This is a genomic window from Saccharibacillus brassicae, from assembly GCF_006542275.1.
GTDB classification, from domain to species: Bacteria; Bacillota; Bacilli; order Paenibacillales; family Paenibacillaceae; genus Saccharibacillus; species Saccharibacillus brassicae.
This window is the reverse complement of sequence record NZ_CP041217.1, coordinates 2,481,209-2,504,753: the sequence shown is the minus strand read 5'-3', so window position 1 is coordinate 2,504,753 and position 23,545 is coordinate 2,481,209. Positions and strand designations below refer to the sequence as shown.

25 protein-coding genes and 1 pseudogene are annotated in these 23,545 nt (G+C 49.6%); 20 read left to right on the top strand and 6 right to left on the bottom strand.

Annotation, left to right across the window (positions count from 1 at the left end; translation table 11 throughout):
• The 9 genes from yycI to FFV09_RS10400 all read left to right on the top strand — a co-directional run bounded on the left by yycI (position 1) and on the right by FFV09_RS10400 (position 9,000).
• Positions 1-741 carry a two-component system regulatory protein YycI gene (gene yycI, locus FFV09_RS10440; protein WP_141447779.1) on the top strand — a complete coding sequence of 247 codons (741 nt, stop codon included), beginning with the start codon at positions 1-3 and terminating at the stop codon, positions 739-741.
• A gap of 30 nt (positions 742-771) precedes the next feature.
• Positions 772-1,587, top strand: a complete 816-nt coding sequence (locus FFV09_RS10435) for an MBL fold metallo-hydrolase (protein WP_141450425.1) — start codon at positions 772-774, stop codon at positions 1,585-1,587.
• A gap of 173 nt (positions 1,588-1,760) precedes the next feature.
• The gene (locus FFV09_RS10430; RefSeq protein WP_141447778.1) at positions 1,761-2,996 is read left to right on the top strand and encodes a S1C family serine protease; all 1,236 of its coding nucleotides are present in this window, start codon (positions 1,761-1,763) and stop codon (positions 2,994-2,996) included.
• A gap of 54 nt (positions 2,997-3,050) precedes the next feature.
• Positions 3,051-3,218, top strand: a complete 168-nt coding sequence (locus tag FFV09_RS10425; protein ID WP_141447777.1) for a CxxH/CxxC protein — start codon at positions 3,051-3,053, stop codon at positions 3,216-3,218.
• A 112-nt stretch (positions 3,219-3,330) separates the two neighbouring features.
• Positions 3,331-4,398, top strand: coding sequence for a YdcF family protein (locus FFV09_RS10420; protein ID WP_141447776.1), 1,068 nt, complete (start codon positions 3,331-3,333; stop codon positions 4,396-4,398).
• A gap of 77 nt (positions 4,399-4,475) precedes the next feature.
• A complete protein-coding gene (greA, locus tag FFV09_RS10415) occupies positions 4,476-4,958 on the top strand; it encodes a transcription elongation factor GreA (RefSeq protein ID WP_141447775.1) in 483 nt (160 codons plus the stop codon).
• A 161-nt stretch (positions 4,959-5,119) separates the two neighbouring features.
• On the top strand, positions 5,120-5,599 hold the full coding sequence (rlmH, locus tag FFV09_RS10410) for a 23S rRNA (pseudouridine(1915)-N(3))-methyltransferase RlmH (protein ID WP_141447774.1): 480 nt from the start codon (positions 5,120-5,122) through the stop codon (positions 5,597-5,599).
• 118 nt (positions 5,600-5,717) lie between these two features.
• Positions 5,718-8,351 (top strand): lipase/acyltransferase domain-containing protein, encoded by a 2,634-nt coding sequence (locus tag FFV09_RS10405; RefSeq protein WP_141447773.1) that lies wholly within the window; start codon positions 5,718-5,720, stop codon positions 8,349-8,351.
• A gap of 79 nt (positions 8,352-8,430) precedes the next feature.
• Complete coding sequence (locus FFV09_RS10400) at positions 8,431-9,000, top strand: hypothetical protein (protein WP_141447772.1); 570 nt, start codon at positions 8,431-8,433, stop codon at positions 8,998-9,000.
• A gap of 65 nt (positions 9,001-9,065) precedes the next feature.
• On the opposite strand, the gene FFV09_RS24335 is transcribed toward FFV09_RS10400, so the two are convergent.
• Positions 9,066-9,755, bottom strand: a complete 690-nt coding sequence (locus tag FFV09_RS24335; RefSeq protein ID WP_281288497.1) for a recombinase zinc ribbon domain-containing protein — start codon at positions 9,753-9,755, stop codon at positions 9,066-9,068.
• A 6-nt stretch (positions 9,756-9,761) separates the two neighbouring features.
• Positions 9,762-10,493 (bottom strand): annotated as a pseudogene (locus FFV09_RS24330) (recombinase family protein); the annotation flags it as partial.
• A 176-nt stretch (positions 10,494-10,669) separates the two neighbouring features.
• Between FFV09_RS24330 and FFV09_RS10390 the strand changes: the two are divergent.
• Positions 10,670-10,981, top strand: a complete 312-nt coding sequence (locus FFV09_RS10390; RefSeq protein WP_246098524.1) for a helix-turn-helix domain-containing protein — start codon at positions 10,670-10,672, stop codon at positions 10,979-10,981.
• Between the two features lie 23 nt (positions 10,982-11,004).
• Here FFV09_RS10390 and FFV09_RS10385 read toward each other — a convergent pair whose 3' ends face one another.
• Entirely contained in the window at positions 11,005-11,283 is a 279-nt protein-coding gene (locus FFV09_RS10385) for a hypothetical protein (protein ID WP_141447770.1), read from the bottom strand.
• 155 nt (positions 11,284-11,438) lie between these two features.
• On the opposite strand from FFV09_RS10385, the gene FFV09_RS10380 reads away from it, so the two are divergent.
• The 3 genes from FFV09_RS10380 to FFV09_RS10370 all read left to right on the top strand — a co-directional run bounded on the left by FFV09_RS10380 (position 11,439) and on the right by FFV09_RS10370 (position 13,817).
• The gene (locus FFV09_RS10380) at positions 11,439-12,545 is read left to right on the top strand and encodes a HEPN domain-containing protein (protein WP_141447769.1); all 1,107 of its coding nucleotides are present in this window, start codon (positions 11,439-11,441) and stop codon (positions 12,543-12,545) included.
• 252 nt (positions 12,546-12,797) lie between these two features.
• Positions 12,798-13,151 carry a DUF3291 domain-containing protein gene (locus tag FFV09_RS10375; protein WP_141447768.1) on the top strand — a complete coding sequence of 118 codons (354 nt, stop codon included), beginning with the start codon at positions 12,798-12,800 and terminating at the stop codon, positions 13,149-13,151.
• A 36-nt stretch (positions 13,152-13,187) separates the two neighbouring features.
• The gene (locus tag FFV09_RS10370; protein WP_170314991.1) at positions 13,188-13,817 is read left to right on the top strand and encodes a DUF2306 domain-containing protein; all 630 of its coding nucleotides are present in this window, start codon (positions 13,188-13,190) and stop codon (positions 13,815-13,817) included.
• Between the two features lie 78 nt (positions 13,818-13,895).
• On the opposite strand, the gene FFV09_RS10365 is transcribed toward FFV09_RS10370, so the two are convergent.
• Together FFV09_RS10365 and FFV09_RS10360 are read right to left on the bottom strand one after the other, a co-directional pair.
• Positions 13,896-14,642, bottom strand: coding sequence for an SDR family NAD(P)-dependent oxidoreductase (locus FFV09_RS10365; RefSeq protein ID WP_141447766.1), 747 nt, complete (start codon positions 14,640-14,642; stop codon positions 13,896-13,898).
• Between the two features lie 127 nt (positions 14,643-14,769).
• Positions 14,770-15,498, bottom strand: coding sequence for a Crp/Fnr family transcriptional regulator (locus FFV09_RS10360; RefSeq protein WP_141447765.1), 729 nt, complete (start codon positions 15,496-15,498; stop codon positions 14,770-14,772).
• A gap of 41 nt (positions 15,499-15,539) precedes the next feature.
• On the opposite strand from FFV09_RS10360, the gene FFV09_RS10355 reads away from it, so the two are divergent.
• The 5 genes from FFV09_RS10355 (at position 15,540) to FFV09_RS10335 (ending at position 21,951) form a co-directional block, all read left to right on the top strand.
• Complete coding sequence (locus FFV09_RS10355; protein ID WP_141447764.1) at positions 15,540-16,625, top strand: 5-methyltetrahydropteroyltriglutamate--homocysteine S-methyltransferase; 1,086 nt, start codon at positions 15,540-15,542, stop codon at positions 16,623-16,625.
• Positions 16,626-16,662: 37 nt separating this feature from the next.
• Positions 16,663-18,153 carry an aldehyde dehydrogenase family protein gene (locus FFV09_RS10350; protein ID WP_141447763.1) on the top strand — a complete coding sequence of 497 codons (1,491 nt, stop codon included), beginning with the start codon at positions 16,663-16,665 and terminating at the stop codon, positions 18,151-18,153.
• Between the two features lie 66 nt (positions 18,154-18,219).
• A complete protein-coding gene (locus FFV09_RS10345; protein ID WP_141447762.1) occupies positions 18,220-19,284 on the top strand; it encodes a hypothetical protein in 1,065 nt (354 codons plus the stop codon).
• 442 nt (positions 19,285-19,726) lie between these two features.
• Complete coding sequence (locus FFV09_RS10340; RefSeq protein WP_141447761.1) at positions 19,727-20,059, top strand: nucleotide pyrophosphohydrolase; 333 nt, start codon at positions 19,727-19,729, stop codon at positions 20,057-20,059.
• Between the two features lie 11 nt (positions 20,060-20,070).
• The gene (locus FFV09_RS10335; protein WP_141447760.1) at positions 20,071-21,951 is read left to right on the top strand and encodes a DUF2075 domain-containing protein; all 1,881 of its coding nucleotides are present in this window, start codon (positions 20,071-20,073) and stop codon (positions 21,949-21,951) included.
• A 102-nt stretch (positions 21,952-22,053) separates the two neighbouring features.
• Here FFV09_RS10335 and FFV09_RS10330 read toward each other — a convergent pair whose 3' ends face one another.
• Positions 22,054-22,440 (bottom strand): RidA family protein, encoded by a 387-nt coding sequence (locus tag FFV09_RS10330; RefSeq protein ID WP_141447759.1) that lies wholly within the window; start codon positions 22,438-22,440, stop codon positions 22,054-22,056.
• Positions 22,441-22,546: 106 nt separating this feature from the next.
• Between FFV09_RS10330 and FFV09_RS10325 the strand changes: the two genes are divergently transcribed.
• Together FFV09_RS10325 and FFV09_RS10320 are read left to right on the top strand one after the other, a co-directional pair.
• Complete coding sequence (locus FFV09_RS10325) at positions 22,547-22,915, top strand: winged helix-turn-helix transcriptional regulator (protein ID WP_141447758.1); 369 nt, start codon at positions 22,547-22,549, stop codon at positions 22,913-22,915.
• 162 nt (positions 22,916-23,077) lie between these two features.
• Complete coding sequence (locus tag FFV09_RS10320; RefSeq protein ID WP_141447757.1) at positions 23,078-23,479, top strand: VOC family protein; 402 nt, start codon at positions 23,078-23,080, stop codon at positions 23,477-23,479.
• The last annotated feature ends 66 nt before the right edge of the window (positions 23,480-23,545 follow it).

Sequence of the window (23,545 nt, the reverse complement as noted above, 5' to 3'; positions counted from 1 at the left end):
TTGGATTGGGGAAGGGCGAAGAACGTATTGATCTATGCGTTTCTGCTGCTGAATCTGGTGCTGGGCTACCAGCTCTGGAACGACTTCCGCGAGCAGCAGGGCGTAAGCCTCGGCTTCGGCTCGCTGAGCGAGAGCACGCAGCGCGCGATGGAAGAGAAGAATATCCAGGTGCTGACTTCGATCCCGGCCGATACGCCGAGCCTGCCGAAGATCTCGTACCGCTACGTCCGCCAGGCTTCGAGCGAACCGGTGCAGCTGGAAGTTCCGGCCGACAGCAAGCTGATCTTCGCGCCGAACGACCTGGCTTCGGCTTTGAAAAACGAGATCCCGCAGATCGGGACGTACAGCTACGACGCTTTTGCGGCGGGCGGCAGCGGGGACGGCTCGTTCACGCTGCATCCGCTGTTCGAGCGGCAGTGGCCGCTGTTCAACGCAAGTCTGGAACTTTTTTATACCGATCAGAAGATTACCGCTTACCGCGGCGCCCCGGTCGATATCCAGGGAGCCGGCGGCGAGACGGAAGTGCTGCCCGCGCAGAAGGCGCTCGGCACGCTGATCGAGAATTACCTGCCCGAAGGCGCGGTGGTGAAGGAGATCGTGCTGGGCTTCTACGGCCAGACGTTCGATTCGCAGACGCAGGTGGCGGCGCCGGTGTGGCGCTTCACGATCGAGAGCGACGCGAACCCTTCATACAGCGTGTACTACGTGCAGGGAGCAAGCGGAGACGTTATCAGTCCCTGAGCAGCGGAGAGAAGGAGATTATCAATGAGTATGGGAATGCGTTTTACCGTATTGTCGAGCGGATCGACGGGCAACGCCACGGTGATCGAGCTGGGCGGCACGACGCTGCTCGTCGACGCGGGGCTTAGCGCGAGAAGGGTGGAAGACCTGCTGCGTGAACGCGACGTGTCGCCGGAGCAGCTCAGCGGCATCCTCGTCACGCACGAACACACGGACCACGTCAAAGGGGTAGGGGCGCTTGCGCGCAAGTACAAACTGCCGATCTACGCGAACGAGAAGACGTGGGAAGCGATGAAAAAATACGTCGGGCAGATCGAGCCGGCCCAGCGCAAAATTCTGGAAACGGGCACGGCGGCGGATTTCGGTTCGCTGCGCGCCGAATCGTTCGGCATTTCGCACGACGCGGCGGAGCCGGTCGGCTACACGTTCGACGACGGCATCCACAAGCTGAGCCTCGCGACCGATCTCGGCTACATGAGCGACCGCGTCAAGGAAGCGATCTACGACTCCGACGTGCTCGTGCTGGAGTCGAACCACGATATCGAGATGCTGCGCATGGGGCGTTACCCGTGGAACATCAAGCGGCGGATTCTCAGCGATATCGGCCACTTGTCCAACAACGCGGCGGGCGAAGCGTTAAGCGAGCTGCTGAACGGCCGCTTGAAGCGCACGTATCTGGCCCACCTCAGCCGCGACCACAATATGATGGACATCGCGCGCATGACGGTACGCTGCTCGATGGAAGACAGCGGCGTCTTTTTCAAGGACAGCGAATTCGAACTGCGCGACACGTACTGGAACATGCCGACGCCGTGGGACGAAGTCGGCAGCAAAAGCGGCGAATAAGCATGCAATAAGCGCGGCAGGGTACGAATCGGCGTCGGCAGGCAAGCAAACGGTTTAATGGATAGAGGACCATGCGCAGTCAACGAGAGTTCGAAGCTGCCGCTCCGGACGACCGGTCCCAGACCGGCCGATCCCGCGGCGGACGGCGTGCATAGATGGAAGGAAGGATGACCATGAGCCTGTTTGACGACGAATATTACGGCGGAAGCGGACGCAGCAGCGGCTTCGCCGAGCGCGGCACCCGCCGCGGACGACAGGGCTCCGGCAGAAGCGGCCGCGGCCGAAGACCGGGCGGAGCCGGCAGCGCCGTGCTCGGCGCGGTCATCGGCTCGCTGCTGACCGTGCTGCTGCTCGGCGGCCTGTTTGCCGCATTCGTGCTGCCCCGGGTGAACACGGGCGCGCTGGCTTCGGCGGCGTCTTCGGGCGATCCGTACGATCGCATCGTGCAGGCCGCCGCTTCCGTGCGGCCCGCGGTCGTCAGCGTCGTGAACCACCGCACGGCCGGCGAGACGACGCTTGAGAACGCCGCGCTCGGTTCGGGCGTCGTGTTCCAGAAGCAGGGCGGCAAAGCGTATATCATTACGAATCACCATGTCATCGCCGGCGCCGAAGAATTGGAAGCGGTGCTGACCGACGGCACGCGCCTCAAAGCGAAAGCGGTCGGCTCGGATCTCATCACCGATATCGCCGTGCTGGAAGTCGACGCCGGCAAAGTCCGGGCCGTGGCGAAGATCGGCAATTCGGATCAGCTCGATCTCGGCGAGACGGTGATCGCACTCGGCAATCCGCTCGGCCTCGGCGATACGCTGACCTCCGGCATCGTCAGTTATCCCAAGCGGATCATGCCCGTCTCGCTCAACGAAGACGGCGTCTACGACTGGGAGCAGCAGGTGATCCAGACGGACGCCGCGATCAACGAAGGCAACAGCGGCGGCGCGCTGGTCGACCTCGACGGCCGCCTGATCGGCATCAACACGATGAAGATCGCCAGCACCGGCGTGGAAGGCATCGGCTTCGCCATTCCGGTCAATCAGGTTATGGCGACGGCGGGTGAGCTGCTCAAGAGCGGACGGATCAGCCGGCCTTACCTCGGCGTATACTCGCTCGATCTGAACAATCCATATGCGCCGATGGCCGAAGACCAGGTCGACAAGCTCAAGCTGCCGAGCGGCGTCGACAAAGGCGTCGTCGTGCTGGAATCGCTCGGCCCCGCCAAGGACGCCGGCATCAAGCTCAACGACGTGATCGTCGGCTTCGACAACCGGTCGATCGATTCGACGCTCATGCTGCGCAAATACTTATACGGCTACAAAAAGATCGGCGAGAAAATGAGCATCAGCTATTACCGCGACGGCAAAAAGCAGAAAGCGACCGTGACGCTCGGGGAACGTCCGGAAGCGAGCGAATAATTCCTTTTTGCGCCGCCCCTCTTTTTTCAAATCCAACAACCGGGAGTGTCTGTCATGTACTGTGTATGCAAGCAGCATATCGAAAACGCGCTTGAACAATTTCTGGACGAATACGCGGAAGCGCCGGATCTGGTGAACCTGCAGGAGACGGAATTTTCCGATTGGGACCCGCCGCTCCAATGCGCGCACTGCGAGGAGCCGGCCATCGTGCTGGTCGTGTAGACCGCATTCCATATTCTACGACCGACGGACGGGGCCGCCCGCATGATCCGGCAATGCCGGGCCTGCAGGCGGCCTGTTCGGCCTTCGGGACGAAAGGGAGCTTTAACAACCGATGATCTTCCTTTTTAGCTATGGGCTGACCGCCCTCATTCTGCTGGCTTTCGTCGTCAGCTATCTGCGCGACAAACGCCGCATCCGCGTCGGCATGCTGCTCACTTCCGGGCTGCTGCTGCTCGCTTTTTCCCTCATGATCAGCGTGATCCAGGTCGCCGACGACAATGCCGCCGTCATGTATGCCGCCGCCTTCGGCGCGCTGGCCTTCGTCGTGCTGCTGCCTCTGCTCGTTATCGGCACCGGAGCCGGACTGCTCTACAACGCGCGCATTTTATGGAGAAAAGAAGGCTTCAAACCGAAAAACCTGCTCACGCTCGGTCTCGGCCTGCTAATCTTCGCGTACCTCGGACTGCTGCTGTTCTCACCGCTGTGGACCGACCGCGAAGAACTGGCGCTGCCGATCGGCCTGATGACGGCGGTCACCGCGTATTTCGGCTTCGTGTTCCTGTGCTACCTCGTCTCTTGCGTGCTGTACAATCTGGTGCGTCCGCGCGCGCCGCGCGACTACATCGTCGTGCTCGGCGCCGGGCTCAAAGGCGACAAAGTGACGCCGCTGCTCGCCGGACGGCTCAAGCGCGGCATCGCTTTTTACCGCAAGCAGGAAGATCTGCTCTACACGCCGCCCGTATTCGTCGTCTCCGGAGGCAAAGGCTCGGACGAGATCATCTCCGAAGCCGCCGCCATGCGCAATTACTTGCTGGAACAGGACATTCCCGACGCGCAGATCCGTATGGAAGACCAATCCGTGAACACGCTGGAGAATATGGCTTTTTCCAAAAAAATCATGGATGCCGAAAGCGGCGCAGGCAAGTACACGTGCGTGTTCGCGACCAACAACTTCCACCTGTTCCGGGCCGGCGTCTACGCGCGCAAAGCGGGGCTGCAGGCTGACGGGATTGGGTCGAAGACCGCTTTCTACTATCTGCCGAACGCTTTTATCCGCGAGTACGTCGCCATCTTGTCCATGTACCGCAAATGGCATATGCTGCTGCTCGGCACGCTCGTGATCCTGTTCGGTCTCATGGCGCTTGTGCTCTGGTGGTCGAACCGCTCGCTCGGCGCCTAATTTGGCAATGGGTCGATTGTTGGCGCGAAAAAGGGTACACTAGGGAGAGAAGTTATTCGAGTGGGGTGAGCAAAAGCATGGCAGACGAAGAAGTGGTAGTACTGACCCAAGAAGGATTCGACAAGCTCCAGGCGGAGCTCGACGACCTTAAATACGTGAAACGCAAAGAGCTGGCGGCGCGCATCAAGCTCGCGATCAGCTACGGCGACCTGAAGGAAAACAGCGAATACCATTCGGCCAAGGACGACCAGGCTTTCATGGAGACGCGCATCATGCAGCTGGAGAAAATGCTGATCAAAGCCCGGATCGCGGAAGCGAGCAGCGGCAGTTCCGGCATTATCGTCGTCGGTTCGAACGTCGTCCTCAAAGACATCGAGTTCGGCGACACGCTGGATTACCAGGTGGTCGGCCCGGCCGAAGCGGACGTCGCAAACGGCAAGATCTCGTACGAAAGCCCGCTCGGCAAAGCGCTGATGGGCAAAAAAGTCGGCGAGAAGATCAACGTCGACGCCCCGATGGGCACGATTCATTACGAGCTGCTGGAAGTGAAAGGCTCGTAGGGAACTGCGCTTGGGCAGGATGGGCGTTCAAAGCTGAACAGATCGGAAAAGAAAAGACGGCTGACCGGCGGATACGCGCGGGGGTCGTCTTTTTTGCGCTGTCAGGCGCACTCTATCGTATAATGAAAGCATCACATCACGAACGGAAATCGGGAGGACTTATGTTCATTCAAATCATCGGAGTCGGCAAGTTAAAAGAAAAATACCTCGTTCAAGGCATCGCGGAATACAGCAAACGGCTGACGCCGTACCTCAAGCTGCAAATCGTCGAAGTGCCCGACGAGAAAGCACCGGATTCCCTAAGCGACGCGGAAGTGAAGATCGTGAAAGACAAAGAAGGCGAGCGCATCCTGAGCCACATCAAGCCTGACGCCCACGTCATCGCTCTGGCGCTGGACGGCAAGATGTGGAGTTCCGAGGACCTCGCCTCCGAGCTCGACCGACTGGGCACCTACGGCAGCAGCCACGTCGTCTTCGTGATCGGCGGCAGCCACGGCATCAGCGACGACGTCCTGAAGCGCGCCCAGCAGAAGCTGTGCTTCGGGCGCATGACGCTGCCGCACCAGCTGATGCGTCTGGTGCTGGTGGAGCAGGTGTATCGGGCGGTGAAGATTAATCGGGGGGAACCTTATCATAAATAACGGCAACGGGAAGTAGTATCTCTCAATTGTAGCAAGCCATCTTATATACTTTTATACTCGTTTTTGTTATTTTTATAAATATAGAATCTAAATTGGAAACCAAGCAGGGGGATTATTGATGCCTAGAATGTTGTTTGTCCCTGGTATAAAAGGGACAGAACTGATATACAACGAGGATAATGTTTGGTTCCCAAAAAACCGAAGAGATATGAATACGTTAAACTTCAAAAATGAGTTAGTTCCAGGAGACTTGATTAGGACAGTTCATGCTTTTAATTTTATGCATGTAGATGTGTATAAGGGGATCTTAGATGAGTTTGGTAGTGAGTCTTTTGACACATACTGTTATGACTGGCGCCAAGATATTCGTTATCATGTTAAAGGTCTTGTAGACTTAATTAAAAACTATAGTGATGCTGGTGAAGAAGTAATTCTAGTAGCTCATAGTATGGGAGGAATGCTTGCAAAGCTTGCTGTATTGGAACTAGAAAGAATCGGTTGCTTGAAGCAACTTAAAAAGCTTATCACTTTAGGAACTCCTTGGCATGGTGCTCCAGACGCTTATAAAGCTTTAGCTTATGGTGAACCTGGTATCTATCCTAAATGGTTTCAATTTGGGGATTTTCTTGACGATAAAAGAACAAGAAAAATGGCGAGACAATTTCCAGCTACCTTCCAATTGCTGCCTAGCGAGTATTACTTCAAATCCGAGCTCGGAAATTTCCTTAGTTATGCCGGAGAGCAAAAGCCATATAGCGAGATATTAGACAAAGTGAACAAGTTCTTTACTGAAGATAACGAAGATAAAATTGATGTGTGGACAGAGTATATAAAACCCGTACATGAAGCGATGTTAGAGCCGTTACCAGAAGGTTTTGAACATGATTGCTTAATAGGAAACCAGTATGCCACGCTCTATCAAGTGCCAGATAATAGCGTAGTAGACTGGAGAGTATTCTTTAAGTCCGATGCCAGCTTTATGAATGGAGATGGTGTAGTACCTTTGTTCAGTGCTATTCCTAATCATGTGGCCAAAACTTACTTTGTTCAGGGACAGCATAACGAATTAGGGTCTCATCCGACTGTCATGCAATTTATTAAGTGGTCTATGAATAATTGTATTGGTGAAAAACCAGACGGGATTGAAATAGCATCAGGAGAAACAGATCTTAAGAAAGGATTTATGGCAAGAGTTAAGTGTCCTGTAGATCCTACTTTCTTAGATAAGGAAGGGAAATACCTCGCAGGTCAGTTCGATCCTAACTTAAATGGTGTAAGTGAATTAGCGTCTAATCCTAGGCTTAATTACTTCTCTATAGGAGAGTCTAAATATTTGTTTATACCTGAGGATCTGGATAGCGATATCAATGTGAAAATCACTTCTTATGAATCTGGTATTGCAGATATTTCGATTCAAGCTTTTGATGAAGAAATTACAGAAGTTAAATTTGAACCACTACCTGTGAAAAAAGGAGAGACAGCATTTGTTTCTCTAACTATAACTAATGATGTAGAGAAATCTACATTAAGAAAAAGAAACGGTCATTCATATGAGCATACAATTAGTAAGAAAAAAACACTCAAAGAGGATATCGTTTCTGAAAAGCCGGTTCTACCTACTATTGAAGCGGTCTTTACAAAGTGTAAAGATACAGAAAAGGTTTCTTACCTTCCTGTATTTTCCGGACCAATTAAGATGAGAATTAATTCTACTAATCAAGATCAAACTGCTTCTATTTATTATATTGTTGACGAGGGCCCACTTGAGTTATATAGCGAACCAGTAGAGTTAAAACTCTCTTCAGGACATCACAACATACAAGTATTTGGTAGGGATATTCATGGAAGACCTCTTCGTACAAAAGACTATCCTATATCGATAGATACTATTGCCCCATTTACTAAACCGCATTTTGTAGCTACACCGGATGGATTAGATCTTTTCTTTTCTACGCGGACATTAGGCACAAAAGCTGTCACTTATTATAGATTCATAGAAGAATCTTCGACAAATAATCAAGAGTCGCATAAAGTGTCGTCAGAAGAAAAAGAATGGGAAACCTACGATGCTTCTACTAAACAAGTTGTAGGGAAAGCTTGGGGAAGGTTAATGGATGACCGAGAGAATATGCTACGCTTAGAATATTTTTCGGAAAATCCATTTGGGCCTAAGGAAGAAGTGAAATTTGTCAATATTCGCTTAGGTGATATTCCCCTTTTAATGTGGCAAGACGAGTTGCCAGCTTTAACCCCAAGAGTCGCCTGGACTAATCTTCTTGGGGCTAATGATTATTCTATAGAGAATTTTAACACTTCTCTTCTAACAAAGAAGCCAGAAGATTCAATACTAGATGAGAACATTGGAGACAATGTAAAAAGCATTACTTTCGATTCTGAATATCTTGCCTTGGAAGTAAGATATGCTGAGAAATATGCTTTATTTTTCACTAAAGCGCCTAAAGAAGCCTTGAGATCGGGCGAAGTTTGTGAGTTTTCTTTTGAATTATTAACAGAGCGAACGAAGGAAAAGATAACAAGAACAGCCCCTAGGGTCTCTTTAAGAACTATTAAAGGAGAACTTGCAGATAAGCAAATAGATTTACAGTCTCTTGATGGCACGTATAGTGGAGAATTCACGGTGGGTGAAGATTTTGAACGTTTTAGGTTTAAGTTAGTAGTAACGGATCAAAACAATGTAAAGCCAGCATTAAGAGAAATTCTGCTTACGCTTAAAGAAGATATGGGAAGTTAATAGAATATGAAACTATAAAGCTCTAAACTAAGAAACTGGTAGTCTATTTTATAATAGAATAAAGAAGGGGAGTGCTAAGATGTCGACTTCATTGTTAATAGAAATTGTATTATTAATAGCATGTTTACTTTTAGTCTCCTTGTTCTATTATAGAAAAGGCTGGAAAGCCAGTTTTCCTTTCAAAAATACAGATATCTTCAAGTTATTGTATACTCTTGTTTTCCCTATGTTATGGGGGAGTTCTTCAGTCATATGTGGATTTATATACTTGTTCTTATCCAAAAATTTTAATTCTTTAGATTTCTTATTTTTATTTGGATTTCCTACAATTTTAATGACGTTTACGTTTTGGAAGTTCAGAAAAAACAATAAGCATATTGAGGAAATAAAAAGAGAAGAAGATACGAAGGTAAGAGATAAGAGTAAGAAAACAGAAGATTGGGTGCATCAGTTTTCTTTTGTTGAAGAACAGGATTTTAATATAAAAACTTATATTTCTAAAGGCCGACCTATAAGTCGGTTATTTATTTATAATGTTAATAATGAGCAGCAAAAAGAATTGAAAAATAATGAAGATTTATTACCAGATGGAGTCTATTTAGAAATTTTCATGAAGAAATTAGACAGTGATAATAACTCGCAAGTATAATTTTATCTTTTTATTCTAAAAGATCAGGCTACTCTTTAACATAAGGAGGGTAACCTGACTTTTTGTCATACGAGTAAGTGTATTCTTTCTATTTGCTTATGTTTGCTTATAATTACTTCTTTAATCAACATGTGCGCCAACTGCTTCTTCCGCGTATTACTCATCTGATCCCAGAGTCTCGTGAACTCCCCTAGCATCCCTCGCACATATGCGATATCCACACTTCCCGCTTCTTGACGCTCTGCCACATCCTCAATCGCCTCTTTCCGTCTGACCAATGCTTTCTCCTGCTCCGCCAGTTCCTCGATACGCTCCTTGAACAGCCGCTTATCCAGCATATCCTCCTCATACAACTCAAAGTACTTCGCCTTCTTTCGAGCCACTTCAGCCAATCCCTTCTCGATCTGCTTCAAGTCGTCTTCAGACGCATTTTCGCCTAAGCACTCTCTACCCTGAGCCGCTCGGGTGACATCTTCAATCAGCTTCGGGTCATCGACGAATTCTTGGATACGTCTCAATATTTCAGCTTCCGCGTAGTCAGCTCGTATACTGTTTGCTCTACAAACTGAGCTACCCTTATTGGCAAACTGGACGCATTGATAGTACAGCGTGTAATATCGTTCGCCATTCGCGCGTTTTCGTGTAGCCCGCTGAGACACCATCCCATGCCCGCACACTGGACAGCGAAGTATACCTGTAAACGGGAAGCTGCCAAAGAAGACACGATGATGGTAATAGTTCCTTTTGCCATACATAGACTGTACCTTGTCATAGAGCTCTTCCGAGATAATAGCCTCGTGTATCCCTTTTACCAGGATCGGATTTGGGTTGGTACCTTTACGCCGCTTGGTATTCCAATCCTCTTGTTTATTGAAGCGAATCTTGCCCGTGTAGAGCGGATTAGAGAGGATCGTTTTGATCGTATTCACACTAAAGGGCCGGCCATGCTTACTGCGATAACCAACGCCATTTAGCTCATTGGTGATTGCTTTAAGCCCTTTACCATCTGCATAGTAGTTGAATATCTTTTGGATCAACTGAGCTTCTTCCGGATTAATCACCAGCTCCGTCTCTCGTCGCCTACGATGCTTGCTGTCCTCTACCTCCACCACGTCATAACCAAGTACAACCCCGCCATTCCACTTGCCTTCCCGAGCACGTTGCTTCATGCCCATTTTCACATTGTCCACGATCTGGTTCCGCTCCAGTTCCCCAACTGCTCCCATCATCTGAAGAGCAAACTGGCCCATAGGCGTCTCCGTTTCGAAGTTCTCGGAATAACTGCGGAAAGTTACTCCATTTTGCTTTAACTCGTCTACGATCTTTAGTAGATCCAATTGTTTGCGAGAGACCCGATTGATCTTCCAAACAATAACCTGTTGAAAGCGTCCCTTTCTTGCATCTGCCAGTAATTTCTGGAGTGCTGGGCGATTTTCCATAGACTTTCCGGAAATACCTTCATCTCTATACTCATCGTATATGCGATAATTTTTTGCTTGAGCATACTATCGTAATGTCTCCAACTGTGCCTGTATGGAGAATACTTCCTCATTTATAGATGTTAACTGGCAGTGGAAAAACATCTATAGTGTGTTAATTATTCCGGATTCCTCTCGTAAGCTTGGGGAGGCGGTGATTGCATGAGCGAGCTTGTTCAGCGGCTGGGTGAATGTATCCGGCAGCTTCGCAAACAGCGGAATTTAAGCCAAGATCATTTGGAGAACGCGTCAATTTACATAACAACTACATCGGGCAGGTTGAACGCGGCGAAAAGAATGTGACCATCGACAGTCTAAGTAAGATTGCGGCTGGGCTGGAGGTATCACTGGAAGAGCTTTTCCGACATATAGACCCGATGGAAGGCGAAGACGATCTGGCCCAGATTCACCGCCTGCTAGCCGAACGTCCCGCAGCAGACCATACGATGGCGCTTAAGGTGATTCAGACGGTGTTTGGATGGGCAGAGAGCCAGAATAAATAGGCGGTGGGGCAACGGGTCTCCCTTTATTCTTCGACTGGTTCACGTCCACGCTGCTGCTTAGCATGTCGATAGGAGAGCATCGATTTCTCCAACCGAAGGTTGAGCAGATCGTTCTGGAGGCGCTCACGGATCTGCTGGATTTCCGTCAAGATGTTCCGGCAGGTCGAGAGACTGATCGCATCTCCACGTTGAAATAGCAGATAGAAGATTGTGTTGCTGGTCTCTTCGCAGATCCAGACACGTTTGACGAGTTGGTCCTCCTGTTCGACGAGTTTTTCATAAGCATCCATATGAGGGGTCATTTTTTCACCTCCCGAGAGCTGGTTTTTGGATTAGAGGCTCTCGGGTTTATTTTTTCATCAAAAGATAGATTTTCAACTTGTATCGTAATACTTATGCCGTTTGATCGAGTGAAAAAGAAGAATATAATATAGAAAAAAAGAGAAGAGGGTTTGCAATGGAAAAGTGCTTAGTAGTAGCGGCTACAAGATCTAGTTTTAGCTTTAAAGAAAACGCGAATTACAAATTTGTTATTGGTGATATTAAAGTAGGATTTAAAAAAATATCAGATGAAAGAGATCAAGCTTTTACAGGACTAAAGTATGGCTGGATAATCCAACTTGAATTGAATGCAGATGGTATAGAGTCTGCTATTACACTAGCTAACAATCTTATAGATTTCTTTTTATCTACTATTAGTCTAGAATCAGGCTTAGAAACTCATGAGAAAAAGCTTTTAATCGTTCTGGATACAAGCAATGAAGTAAAAGAGAGGGAGTTTAGACAATTTTTTTATGATCAATCTTTTTCACGGGGCGACACTATAGAAGTTTCGGAATTTACTGAGCATGTAGGAGCAATTTGGCTACGGTACGAAGGAAAAGATAGAGACCGATTTCTGCGTGCACTACATTGGTTTAGAAAAGGTTTAAACGAAGGAGACGTTCTAGATCAGTTCCTAGCTTTTTGGCAAGGAGTCGAAACGCTAAATCCACTTTTGATTGAACACTTTGGTTGTGAGAAAACTGGCTATGAGCAGATTGAAAAAACATGCTGTGTTACTGGTAACGTATTTTACGAGATGAGAACAACAAAGCAAGGTATGGAAGAATTAGTGAAACACATTGGTTTAGAAGGAGAGGCGTGGAAACAGATAAGTAAAGCAAGAAACGGAATTTCTCATGGTTTTAAGTCATTAAAAGATGTTCAAGCTGAATGTGAATACTTAATGCCAAAGATTGCAGAGCTTTTGTATAAAGGTATCTTGCTCTTACTGAATAGAAGTGAGAAGGACACCACTTTAAAAAACCTTTCTTATATTTCACCTTTGAAGCTTGGAGAAGTTCACTTTATAGACGTGATAATAAAGGAAGAAGATGTTGAGAAATTGTTAAGTGACTATTATCCCTACTTTCAAATGAGTATGGAATTAGCACCTCAAGAAGATGGCTACATTTCAGAAGCAAAATTTTCTGCAAAACTAGAAAGTGAATGTGTTTTGCTCAGCCTAAGTGCATCGGGGCGAGGGCTTCGTATGGAGCACTTGTCAGAAGATGAAGGGTAGAATAGAGCAATTAGGCAGAGACCAGTCTCTGTCTTTTTCCGTTGCCGAAACACCCAACGAGGGAAACCGTACCACAAGTAAGGCAAAACCTTTCAACTTCCGCAGGCCTACAGCCTAGCGGATTTTTTTATTAATCCCCTGCAATCTGTCGAATCAGACAAAAACCCCGACGGAAAGGGCAAAGACCGCAGGATTCCATCGCCTATACTTAGAGCAGCCGAGAATGAAGATTTGGCGGAAGGGGCGATTTTTTTGTTGATTTCAGTGACACGGGTGCGATTGAAGGGCATGTGGGCCCTTCCGTTTTTTATGTACCATATCGTTCGGTCAACCAAGCAGCTGAATAGCACTGCCGGGTTGCTGCATTCCGACCTCACACGCGACGGTTGGATCATAGGTTGGACGATATCGGTATGGGAGAACAAGGATCGCATGCTGGAATACCGCAATCACGGTAATCACGCCAAGGCCATGCGGATCGCGCGCCGAATCGGAGATGAATTCGAGGCTGTCCATTGGGAAGCCGATACGATTCCAAGCTGGAAGGAAGCGAAGATCCGGTTGCATCAAAAGTACGGCAGAAGACCGGATCCGCACAAGCAGTGAAGGATTTCCCTACAGCAGCGGAGGAGGAGCATGCCTATGGCAAGCAAAAGGATTCGGGCACTCGTGCTCATTCTCGCATTTTCGATTGCCGGATACGCGATTGTTCAGTATGGCGTTCTTGGAGCCGGTCATGCCGGACTTGTTTCTTTCAAATTGCAAAAGCCGGATTTTGAACTCAAACCGTGGGTCTATGTGCTGTATACTCACATTTTCACCGCGGTGTTTGCTTTGGCGATAGGACCTTTTCAACTATTTATCAAGCCGACAAAAGCCAGGAGACGTTGGCATCGTCGATTGGGGTATGGATATGTTCTTTCGATTACGGTTAGCGGGATCGTGAATGTGTATTTATCCCTTTTTGCGACAGGCGGTTGGATTTCTGGACTCGGGTTCATGTCTCTCGATGTGTTGTGGGTGGCGACTACGCTTACGGCAGTGAGAAAAATTATGGTCAAAGACATCCAGGCTCATAAAGAATGGATGCTTCGCAGTTACGCGCTTACTTTTTCGGCGGTCACGCTTCGAATCTTTTTAGCACCGCTGGCTTTGCTGCTTGGCGATTTTGAAGCGGCATTTCGGGTGGTCGCTTGGCTGTGCTGGATTCCGAATCTGCTCGTCATGGAAGCCGTGATTTACAGAATGAGGCTGCGGATTGAACCGCGCTGATCTGAGCAGCTATAGCCAGTAAGTAAACGAAAGACGGCTTTCCGGCGCATCCAGCGCCGGGGCCGTCTTTTTTATCGATCAGATTTGCGCCAACCCGCCATCCACGAACAATTCGATGCCGTTCACATAGCTGCTTTCTTCGGAAGCCAGGAACATGACGGCCTTGGCAATCTCCTCCGCCCTGCCCAAGCGGCTCAGCGGAACGCTGTCCTTCGCCGATTTAAGCACTTCATTCAGCGCTTCGCCGAACAGATCGGGATAAGCCGGGGTATGCACCATACCGGGGCTCAGCACGTTCAAGCGTATGCCGGTGCCTTTCAAATCCATGATCCAGTTTCTCGCCATCTGGCGAAGAGCCGCTTTGGTTCCTCCGTAGACGCTGAACCCCGGATCTCCGATCGTGCCCGCCGTGGAGCCGGTCAAGATGATGTTTCCCGTCCCCTTTGGAAACAGTGGCAGAGCTTTTTGGATGGTGAACAGGGTTCCTTTTACATTCACGTCGAACGTCTTGTCGTACTGCTCTTCCGTAATTTGGCCCAAAGGCAGAATGCTGCCGATGCCCGCGTTGGCGAACAGAATATCCAGATGGCCTTTCTCCCGCTTAACCGTATCGAACAATCGGTCCAAGTCGTTCAAATCGGAAATATCGCCCTGCACGCCGGTTACCCGCTCACCGATCAATCGAACGGCCGCGTCCAGCTCGCTTTGTCTGCGGCCGGTAATGAATACATGGGCCCCTTCGGAGACGAACTGCTGCGCCGTGGTCAGTCCGATCCCGCTTGTCCCTCCGGTGATCACCGCTACTTTTCCTTCGAATTTACCCATATCGATAAGCCTCCTGTACGTTTCGTATCTTGCCGTCCTGTCCGTTACGGGATTTATCATAACGCGGGCTGAAGAATTGAACCGCAATGTAGATTACGTTGGAGTATCCAAGAAAAAGAATAAGGTCTCAAGCCAGTTCGTTCAGTGCTTTTTCGGTATGAATACGGATCGTTCTGCGGCTCGTCAACAGAATGCCTTCGTTGGACAGTTCTTTGAGGGTTAGCGATACCGCTTCCCGGGTGGCTCCGATCATGTCCGCCAATTCTTGATGGGTCAGAGGAATATCGATTTTGCGGTAGCCGTTTTCTTCCGTACTGAACTTGTTGGATAGCCGGTTGAGAAAATACAGCACTTTGCCGCGCAGGTCTTGGAAAACCAACTTTTCTACCAATTGATCCTGCTCTCGCAGCCGTTTGCTGAGTTCCGATAAAAACAGCAGCGACAACTCCGAATGCTTGCGTAAAAGCGGGTCGAATTGTTCGGCGGGAATGAACAAAACGATCGAATCTTCCATCGTCTCGACGTAACTTCCTCTTGCGCCTAACGAGAACGTTTCGATTTCGCCGAAGATACCGTCTTCGCTGAGGATGCAGACCGTATGCTGTTTGCCGTCCGAATAGGTTTTGTAGAAACGGAGCTTGCCGGCGATCACGAAAGACAAGCCTCTTTTTTCATCGTCCGGCGTCTGAAGGATCGAATTTTTGGGAAGCGTATACGTATGGGATCGGGTAACCGATTGTTGGATGACCCCAACGGCCTGTTCCGTAATGCAGATTACAAACGGCCTGCCCCAGCTATCACCCAACCATATGACCAGACATGCTTTTTTCGTATGACCAGAATTCCTTCCCCTCATGGTATACTCGTTACAACAAACAGGCAGAAGGAGCAACGGATATGATACCTTTTCGACATGATCACGTAGGCAGCTTTTTACGTCCTGCCGACTTAACTCAGGCACGCGAACAGTATAAATCGGGCGAACTCACGCATGAGGCATTGAGAGCCGTGGAAGATCGGGAGATTATCCGGATCATTGAAAAGCAGAAGGAGAACGGCGTGCTGGCGGTTACGGATGGCGAACTGCGCAGAAGCTGGTGGCATTTCGACTTCTTGGGCGGGCTGGACGGCGTGGAGCTGTACGAGCAAATAGACGGTCCGAAATTCCACAATATGCAGACGCGCAAGGGCGGCATTCGCGTTGTCGGCAAGGTCGATTTCTCGGCGCATCCTTTCTTGGAAGATTTCAAGTTCGTGCAGAAGCATGCGGGCGGCGCGGTGGCGAAGCAGACCATTCCGAGTCCGAACATGCTGCTGTATCGCTTGGAGAACGGCGCCAATGTGTATACGGACCGCGAGGCTTTTCTGCAGGACACGATCGCGGCGTATCAAAAAGCGATTCAGGCGTTCTACGACGCGGGCTGCCGCTACCTCCAGTTGGACGATACCGCCTGGGCGGATCTGTTCTCGGAAGCCGGCCATGACAAGCTGCGCGCCAAAGGGCTGGAACCGGCGGAAGAGTTGAAGACGATGCAGCGCATGATCAACGAATCTTTGGCGCACAAACCGGCTGATTTGGTCGTGACGATGCATATTTGCCGCGGCAACTACAAATCCAACTTTTTCTCGACAGGCGGTTACGATTACGCTTCGGAGGTGATCTTCGGCGGCTTGGACGTGGACGGATTGTTTTTGGAATTCGATGACGAGCGCTCGGGCAGTTTCGAGTCGTTGAAGCATGTGAATCGCAAAGATTTGAAAATCGTGCTCGGTCTGCTCACTTCCAAAACGGGACAGTTGGAAAACAAAGAACAGATCAAAGCCCGGATTGCCGAGGCGGCCACCTATGTTCCTCTGGAGCAGCTGTGCTTGAGCCCGCAGTGCGGATTCTCGTCCACGGAAGAAGGCAATATTTTGACGGAAGAACAGCAGTGGCGGAAGCTTCGTTACGTGAAGGAAATCGCGGAAGAAGTTTGGCAGTAAGATCGTCTCATCCAACTCACTCACGGGGGAATCTACCATGACCATTCAAGCAGGCCAGGAACCGGTTACCGTTGAAGCGCTTATTAACGGTCAGTCTGTCACATCCTTTTCGCAGTCCGCCAAAGAGAATCCGACCGACCCGGCAGAGATCGTCGGTTACTTCCCGGTCACGACGAAGGAACAAGCCGTCGAAGCGATCGAAGCGGCGGCCGGAGCTTTTCAGACGTGGAAGAAGACCGGCATCGAAGAACGCGTAACGAGAATGCGCAGAGCGATCGAGAAGATCAGGGCCGCCGAGAACGAAATCGTGCATTTGCTGTGCAGGGAGCACGGCAAGCCGCTGTACGATGCGCACGGCGAGATTTACGTCTCGTTGATGTGGATGGAGTTTGCCTGCAAGGAAGCGGCGTCGGCTCTGCAAGAAGAGGTCACCGAGCATGAGAACGGCAAAACGATTCTGGCTTACGATCCGATCGGCGTCGTGGCCGCGATCAGTCCGTGGAACTATCCGATTGCGCTGTCCACGATCAAGATCGCTCCTGCTCTGCTGGCGGGCAACGCGATCGTGCTGAAGCCGAGTCCGTATGCGCCGCTCGCGGCAGCGAAGGTGGCGGAGATCATCGCGAGCGAGTTCCCGGCCGGCGTGATCAACGTGGTTCATGGCGGTGCGGATGTGGGCGTTGAACTGACGACGAATCCCCATGTGGCCAAAATCGCTTTTACCGGCGGAACCGAAACGGCCAAGCATATTATCCGGGCGGCTTCGGAGACGATTAAGGATATGACGCTGGAGCTTGGCGGCAACGATGCGGCGATTTTCCTGGACAGCTTCGACGTGAACGATGAACGCGCCATGCGCCGGATCGTCGTGTCCAACTTCCTGACGACCGGTCAGATCTGCATGATCGCCAAACGCGTGTATGTGCATCGTTCGATCTATGAAGCTTTTGTGGAAAAATATATCGAGGCGGCCAATCGCTGGATCCGGATCGGCGATCCGTTTGATCCCGATACGACGGTAGGCCCGCTCAATAACGTGAAGCAGAAAGAGTACGTGCTGGGTTTGGTCGAAGACGCCAAGCAGCGCGGAGCCAAAGTCATTCCGCTCGGCCGGATTCTGGATCAGCAGGTGTTCGACCAGGGGTACTACCTCCAGCCGACGCTTGTGTTGGGCTGCGACGTGCATGACCGGATCGTCGTGGAAGAACAGTTCGGGCCTACCGTTCCGATTCTGCCGTTCGACGACGAAGAGCAAGTCATTCGTCTCCATAACGAGAGCATCTACGGATTGACGAGTTCCGTGTGGGGGACCGAAGAACAAGCGATTTCCGTTGCGCGCCAACTCGAAGCCGGAACGACGATGATCAATACGGCTGCCGTGCAGGGACTGGACGTCCGCTTCCCGTTCGGAGGCTTCAAGCAGTCCGGGATCGGCCGCGAATACGGCGTGGAAGGCATTCGCACGTATACCGAACAGCATGTGATCAATGTGCCGAAGATGCTGGATCTTCCTTATATTCCTGAGTAAAAAACGATAAAGGCTGGATCAATTTGATCCAGCCTTTTCTGATTCCCTATTCAAGGAGGCCGTAAAATGAAAAAGCAAAAGAATAAATTTCTGGTGTGCCTGTTGTTGATTGTTGGATTCGTTGTGTCGCCTGCAGCCAATCTTCCCGCGCAAGCGCTCGTCTCCTCTTCGGATCGGTTGTTAAGTTCGGAAGTCCAGGCGTTATTCGTGAACGACACCAAGACGCTATTCGTAGACAAAGAGTTCAAGCAGGTGCAGCTTTTCGATGTCCACACCGGCAAAGTTGAATGGACGAAGAAGTTTGGCGCTGTGTACGACTGCGAAGTGCTTTTGGGCTCGGGGAAAATCGTGGTTCTTACCGACTCGGGCAGACAGCTTCAGAAACAAGTGTTCACTACGGCAGGCAAAGTGGTGAGCACACAAAACTTGCCGGGGATCAAGAAAACGGCCGCATCGCAAATTCAATGGTCTGCTGCCGGGGCCGCGGCCAAAGAAAGTATTGCCGTTACGGATGGGCAGCAGCTGTCCCTATATCAATATCCTTGGAAAAAGCCGGTTCAAAGCCTGTCCCTGGCCGCGAGCGAAGATCAAAAACACGAAAATGCGATTGTGCAGGACGTTCAATTTCAATTCCCTTATGTGATCGCGAAGGTGAACGGAATGAGTCTTGGGCAGACCAAAGAATATTATAAAATCATGAATGTAACGACCCGACAACTCAAGTTGATTACGCCGGGATCGAATGCAAGAAGCAGCTTCGTCACAGAAGGCACGGCTCTGGTCGTGAACACTTCCAGCATCAGCGGCACCCCGCTCGGCATAGAGACGAATACGCCGCAGATCCTGTATGCCCGGTACGATCTGCACACGGGTCAGATGACGAAGAGCCTCAAACGTACCTTTACGCAATCGGACTCCAATTGGTCTTCCAGTTATTTTGCCGGACGGCTTCTGCTTACCGATACGGAAAAAAGCAAGCAGTCTTTTCTGGCGCAGGACGGCAAGTTAATCGCAGAACGATCCTCGACTCCTACTCATTTGAGAGATAAGTTGATTGCTTCCGCCGACGGGAAAGCGGTGATCCTTGTTCCAACCGCCAATCAGGGAACGGAATTGCAAAAGCCTTTTTAAAAGCGGATCTTTATTTTGGGAGTCTACGGGTGCAAACCCACAAACCAATTGTACGAATCGAAAAAGTAACCCAGCTAAGGGGGAGTGATTTAGCTGGGTTTTTTATTGTGTTTAAGTGAACTTCAAAATTGGCAGCTGTTTGCTGCTCGGACAGTTCTTCAATACGCGCTTTGAAGAGCCGCTTATCCATAATGTTTTCCTCGGCTGATCATATCCTGTTCAAATCTCCTATAATGAATTCCTTATTTTTTAAAAATTGACTGATCCCCAAAGTCGTATTATGGTAAAGAAAGCTATATAGCATAGGCCAAAGCATGGCCCCGACTTAACCATTCAGAGGCGCAAATTCCTATTCAAAGGGAGAAATGCCTCTTTTTGCTTTTAAGCAGGATCCTGATTTGGTTCCTCTGTATTTAGGATGTTAACAGAATAGGAGAAAGTCATGAGAGAAGAGCTTATCGAGAAAATCCTCGCTTTTCGTCAGGAACGAAACTGGGAGCAGTTTAATAACCCCAAAGACTTAGCTATTTCGTTAAGCCTGGAAGCTTCGGAATTGTTGGAAACCTTTCAATGGAAATCTTCGGATGAAGCCGTTGCTTTGAAAAAAGAAGAAATGGCAAGCGAGTTGGCTGACATCTTGATCTATGCGGTTTATTTGGCACACGATCTCGATCTGGACATCGAAGAAATCATCTTGGCTAAACTCCAAAAAAATGCAGTTAAATATCCAATCGCTAAAGCATTCGGCAAAAAGGACAAATACACTAACCTATAGGAGCATTCAACATGATTATTTACAGCAGCAGCGCTTTGGCTTTTCGTGAAAAGGTAGACAACAATCAACTAACGGCCGAGATCGAAGAAGCTTTTATTAGTAAAATGGGTAAGCGGCCGAACCCGAGTGAACGACGGGCATGGAACAATTCCATGCAGTTTATGGAACGAATCGTACGCAATTCCCGAATTGCCGACGATTGCGGCGTAATGATCGAATACAATATTCCTTCAACAAGCAAACGAGTAGATTTTATCGTAGCGGGCAAAGACGAAGCAGGCAAAGACAACTTTATTATCGTGGAATTGAAGCAGTGGGAAAGAGCCAGCGAGACAGATCGCGAAGACGTCGTCGTGACTTACCTTGGCGGACAAGAGCGCGAAACGACTCATCCTTCTTATCAGGCATGGTCTTATCGGCAGCATCTGGAAGATATGAACGAAGCCGTTCATTCCAGCGATCTTGTTAGCCATTCTTGTGCGTATCTGCATAATTATCGCTCGCCGCAGCCTGATCCGTTAAAAAGCGAGAGATATGCGCATTACATAAGCAAAGCCCCTTTGTTTATGTCTGAAGACACACAAAAGCTGCAAAATTTTCTGTATAAACATATTGGTCAAGGAGACGGAGTTAATCTGCTCTATCTGATTGAGAACGGTAAAATTCGCCCTTCCAAAAAATTGATCGATCATGTGGATGGACTGTTTAAAGGTAATTCTGCATTCGTACTCTTGGATGAACAGAAAATTGCTTATGAAACCATTATGAGCTTGGCTAAAAATGCGAACCGCAAGCGTACGATTCTGATCAAAGGGGGACCGGGTACAGGCAAATCGGTTATATCCATGAACGCGCTTGGAGGATTGCTGAAGCACAAGTTGAACGTAAAGTTCGTCGCGCCTACTGCGTCTTTCCGAACCGTTATGGTGGAGACGTTAGTCAAGCAGCAGCCCAAAGATAAAGGAAGAGCCCGCTCGCTTTTTGCCGGATCGGGACAATTTTGGGATAGCCCCGAAAACTTTTTCGATGTCATGGTCGTCGATGAAGCGCATCGTCTCAAAGGCAAAGGTGCTTATCAATACAAGGGCGAGAATCAAATCGAGGATATCGTCAAAGCTTCTAAAGTAAACGTGTTTTTTGTTGACGATTTTCAGAGAATTCGCCCGGACGATATCGGATCGACGGATGAAATCAAACGAATTGCTGAACGGTATGGTTCGGAAATTCATGAATATACGCTTACTGCGCAGTTTCGCTGTTCCGGTGCCGAAGGATTTATCAATTGGATCGATCATATTTTGCAAATCCGCGAAACGGGAAATTTTAATGGCTGGGATCGCAATGCGTTTGAATTCAAGCTGATGGACAATCCGCATGAACTTTATGAAGCGATTAAGCAAAAAACGGCCGAAGGCAGTAATGCGCGGATGTTGGCTGGTTTTGCCTGGGATTGGTCGAAGAATGAAGACGGGAATTACAACGGTGAAATTGAAGACGTCATCATAAAAGAACACGACTTCAGAATGCCCTGGAACGGAAGAGCCATCTCCAGCAAATGGGCCATTCATGAAAGCGGAGTAGAACAAATCGGGTGTGTGCATACCTCTCAAGGTCTGGAATTCGATTATGTTGGCGTCATTGTCGGCAATGATCTGAAATTCGATCCGGAAAGCATGCAGATCTATGCCGACTATGATGAATATAAAGATACAATGGGCAAGCGCGGCCTCAAAAAGAATAATGAAAAATTGACGGCGTTGATCAAAAATATATATAAAGTCCTGATTTCAAGAGGAATGAAAGGGTGTTACCTGTACTGCCGGAATCCTGAATTGAGAACGTATCTGCAGGATCAGTTGGACAGAACGCTTACCGAGGCGCATCCTTCGTAGGCTGATTTAGTTCTAACTCTTTCCCGCAAAAAGGACTTTACACCAATATTTCATTTACGCTTGAAGAAGGGCCGCACTGCTCCTTCATCGGAACAAGCCTTTTTACTGATCGATATGTGCAACTGCGCTTACTTCCACCCACTGCTCCGGAAGTGCCAGATACGTTACGCCGATCATGCTTCCTGCCGGACGATGGTCCGCGATGTATGCTTTGAACATCTCGATCGCGCGTTCTCCATGTTCCTGCGCATGAGTCAGATAGATTTCGACATAAGCCAGGTTGGATTTGGTTGCCCCAAACTCCTGCAATACCGTATCCAGGTTCTCCAGCGTCTGCCGCATCTGGGCTTGAATATCGCCCGCTCCGACAAATTCGCCTGCCGCATTATGCGCGAACTGTCCGGAGATGTACAGCGTGTTGCCTGCGCGGTAGCCCTGGGAAATCCCGTGATCCCAGAGAGTATGGTTGTACGTTTGAATAGTTGTCATTGTTGTGCGCCCCTTTACTTGAAAGTAAGGCTAGTATAAACTGGGCGAAAATCAAACAATAGTACGCACAAATAAGTAGGGTACTATCAGAAAGGGTAGTGCAAGCATGAGCATATCCGACTTGAAAGGGAAGGAGACGGTCATCGGGGACACGCCGTTCGGCTATACGATGTCCGTGATCGGCGGGAAGTGGAAGATGGCGATTCTGTACCTGTTGGCAGCCAATCAGCCGGTTCGTTTCAACGAGATGCAGCGGCAGCTCGGGTCGGTCACTTACAAAGTGCTCAGTGCGCAGCTCAAAGAATTGGAAGCGGATGGGCTGGTGCAGCGCAAAGAGTATCCGCAGGTTCCGCCCAAAGTGGAGTATTCGTTGATGCCGAAAGGACAGACGCTGCTGCCGGTACTGGAACAGCTGTGCGAATGGGGCGTGCAGAATCGACAGCCTGAAGACACTGAGCCCTTTCTGTTCTTGTAAGCAAAAAATCCAAAAACCTCAAAACGCTACTGACATTATGTTGTCAGTAGCGTTTGTTTATGATTGAACCTGTTCACGCCTCACTCATCGATAAAACAGAGTGTGCCACGGTTGTGCCAAACAGCCGAACTTATACGCAAATCGCAGAAAGGATGATTGTTTATGAATTTCGCATCTGTACGCATCATCACGGACGATGTAGACGGTCTGGCCGAGTTTTACGAAAAAGTCACGGGAATCGCGGCCGAGCGGCCTGCGCCCGTATTTGCCGAAATCGTTATGCCTTCGGGCACACTCGCTATCGGTCACTCTCAGACCGCGCAGCTCTTCGGAGCGGATTCCGCGGTGGCAGCCTCCAATCGCACGGTGATCATCGAGCTTCGTGTAGAAGATATCGAAGCGGAGTATGCGCGGCTCAAGCCGTGGGTCGGCCAATGGGTGCAGGAACCGACGACCATGCCGTGGGGGAACCGGTCGATGCTGCTGCGCGATCCGGACGGCAATCTGATTAATCTGTTCGAGCCGGTCAGCGAGGCCGCGATCGAACGGTTCAAAGACCGATAACCGGATCATCCGCAGCGACCCTCCCTTCGACAAAGGGCCGGACGGATTGCAGCAAGTTCTGATGCA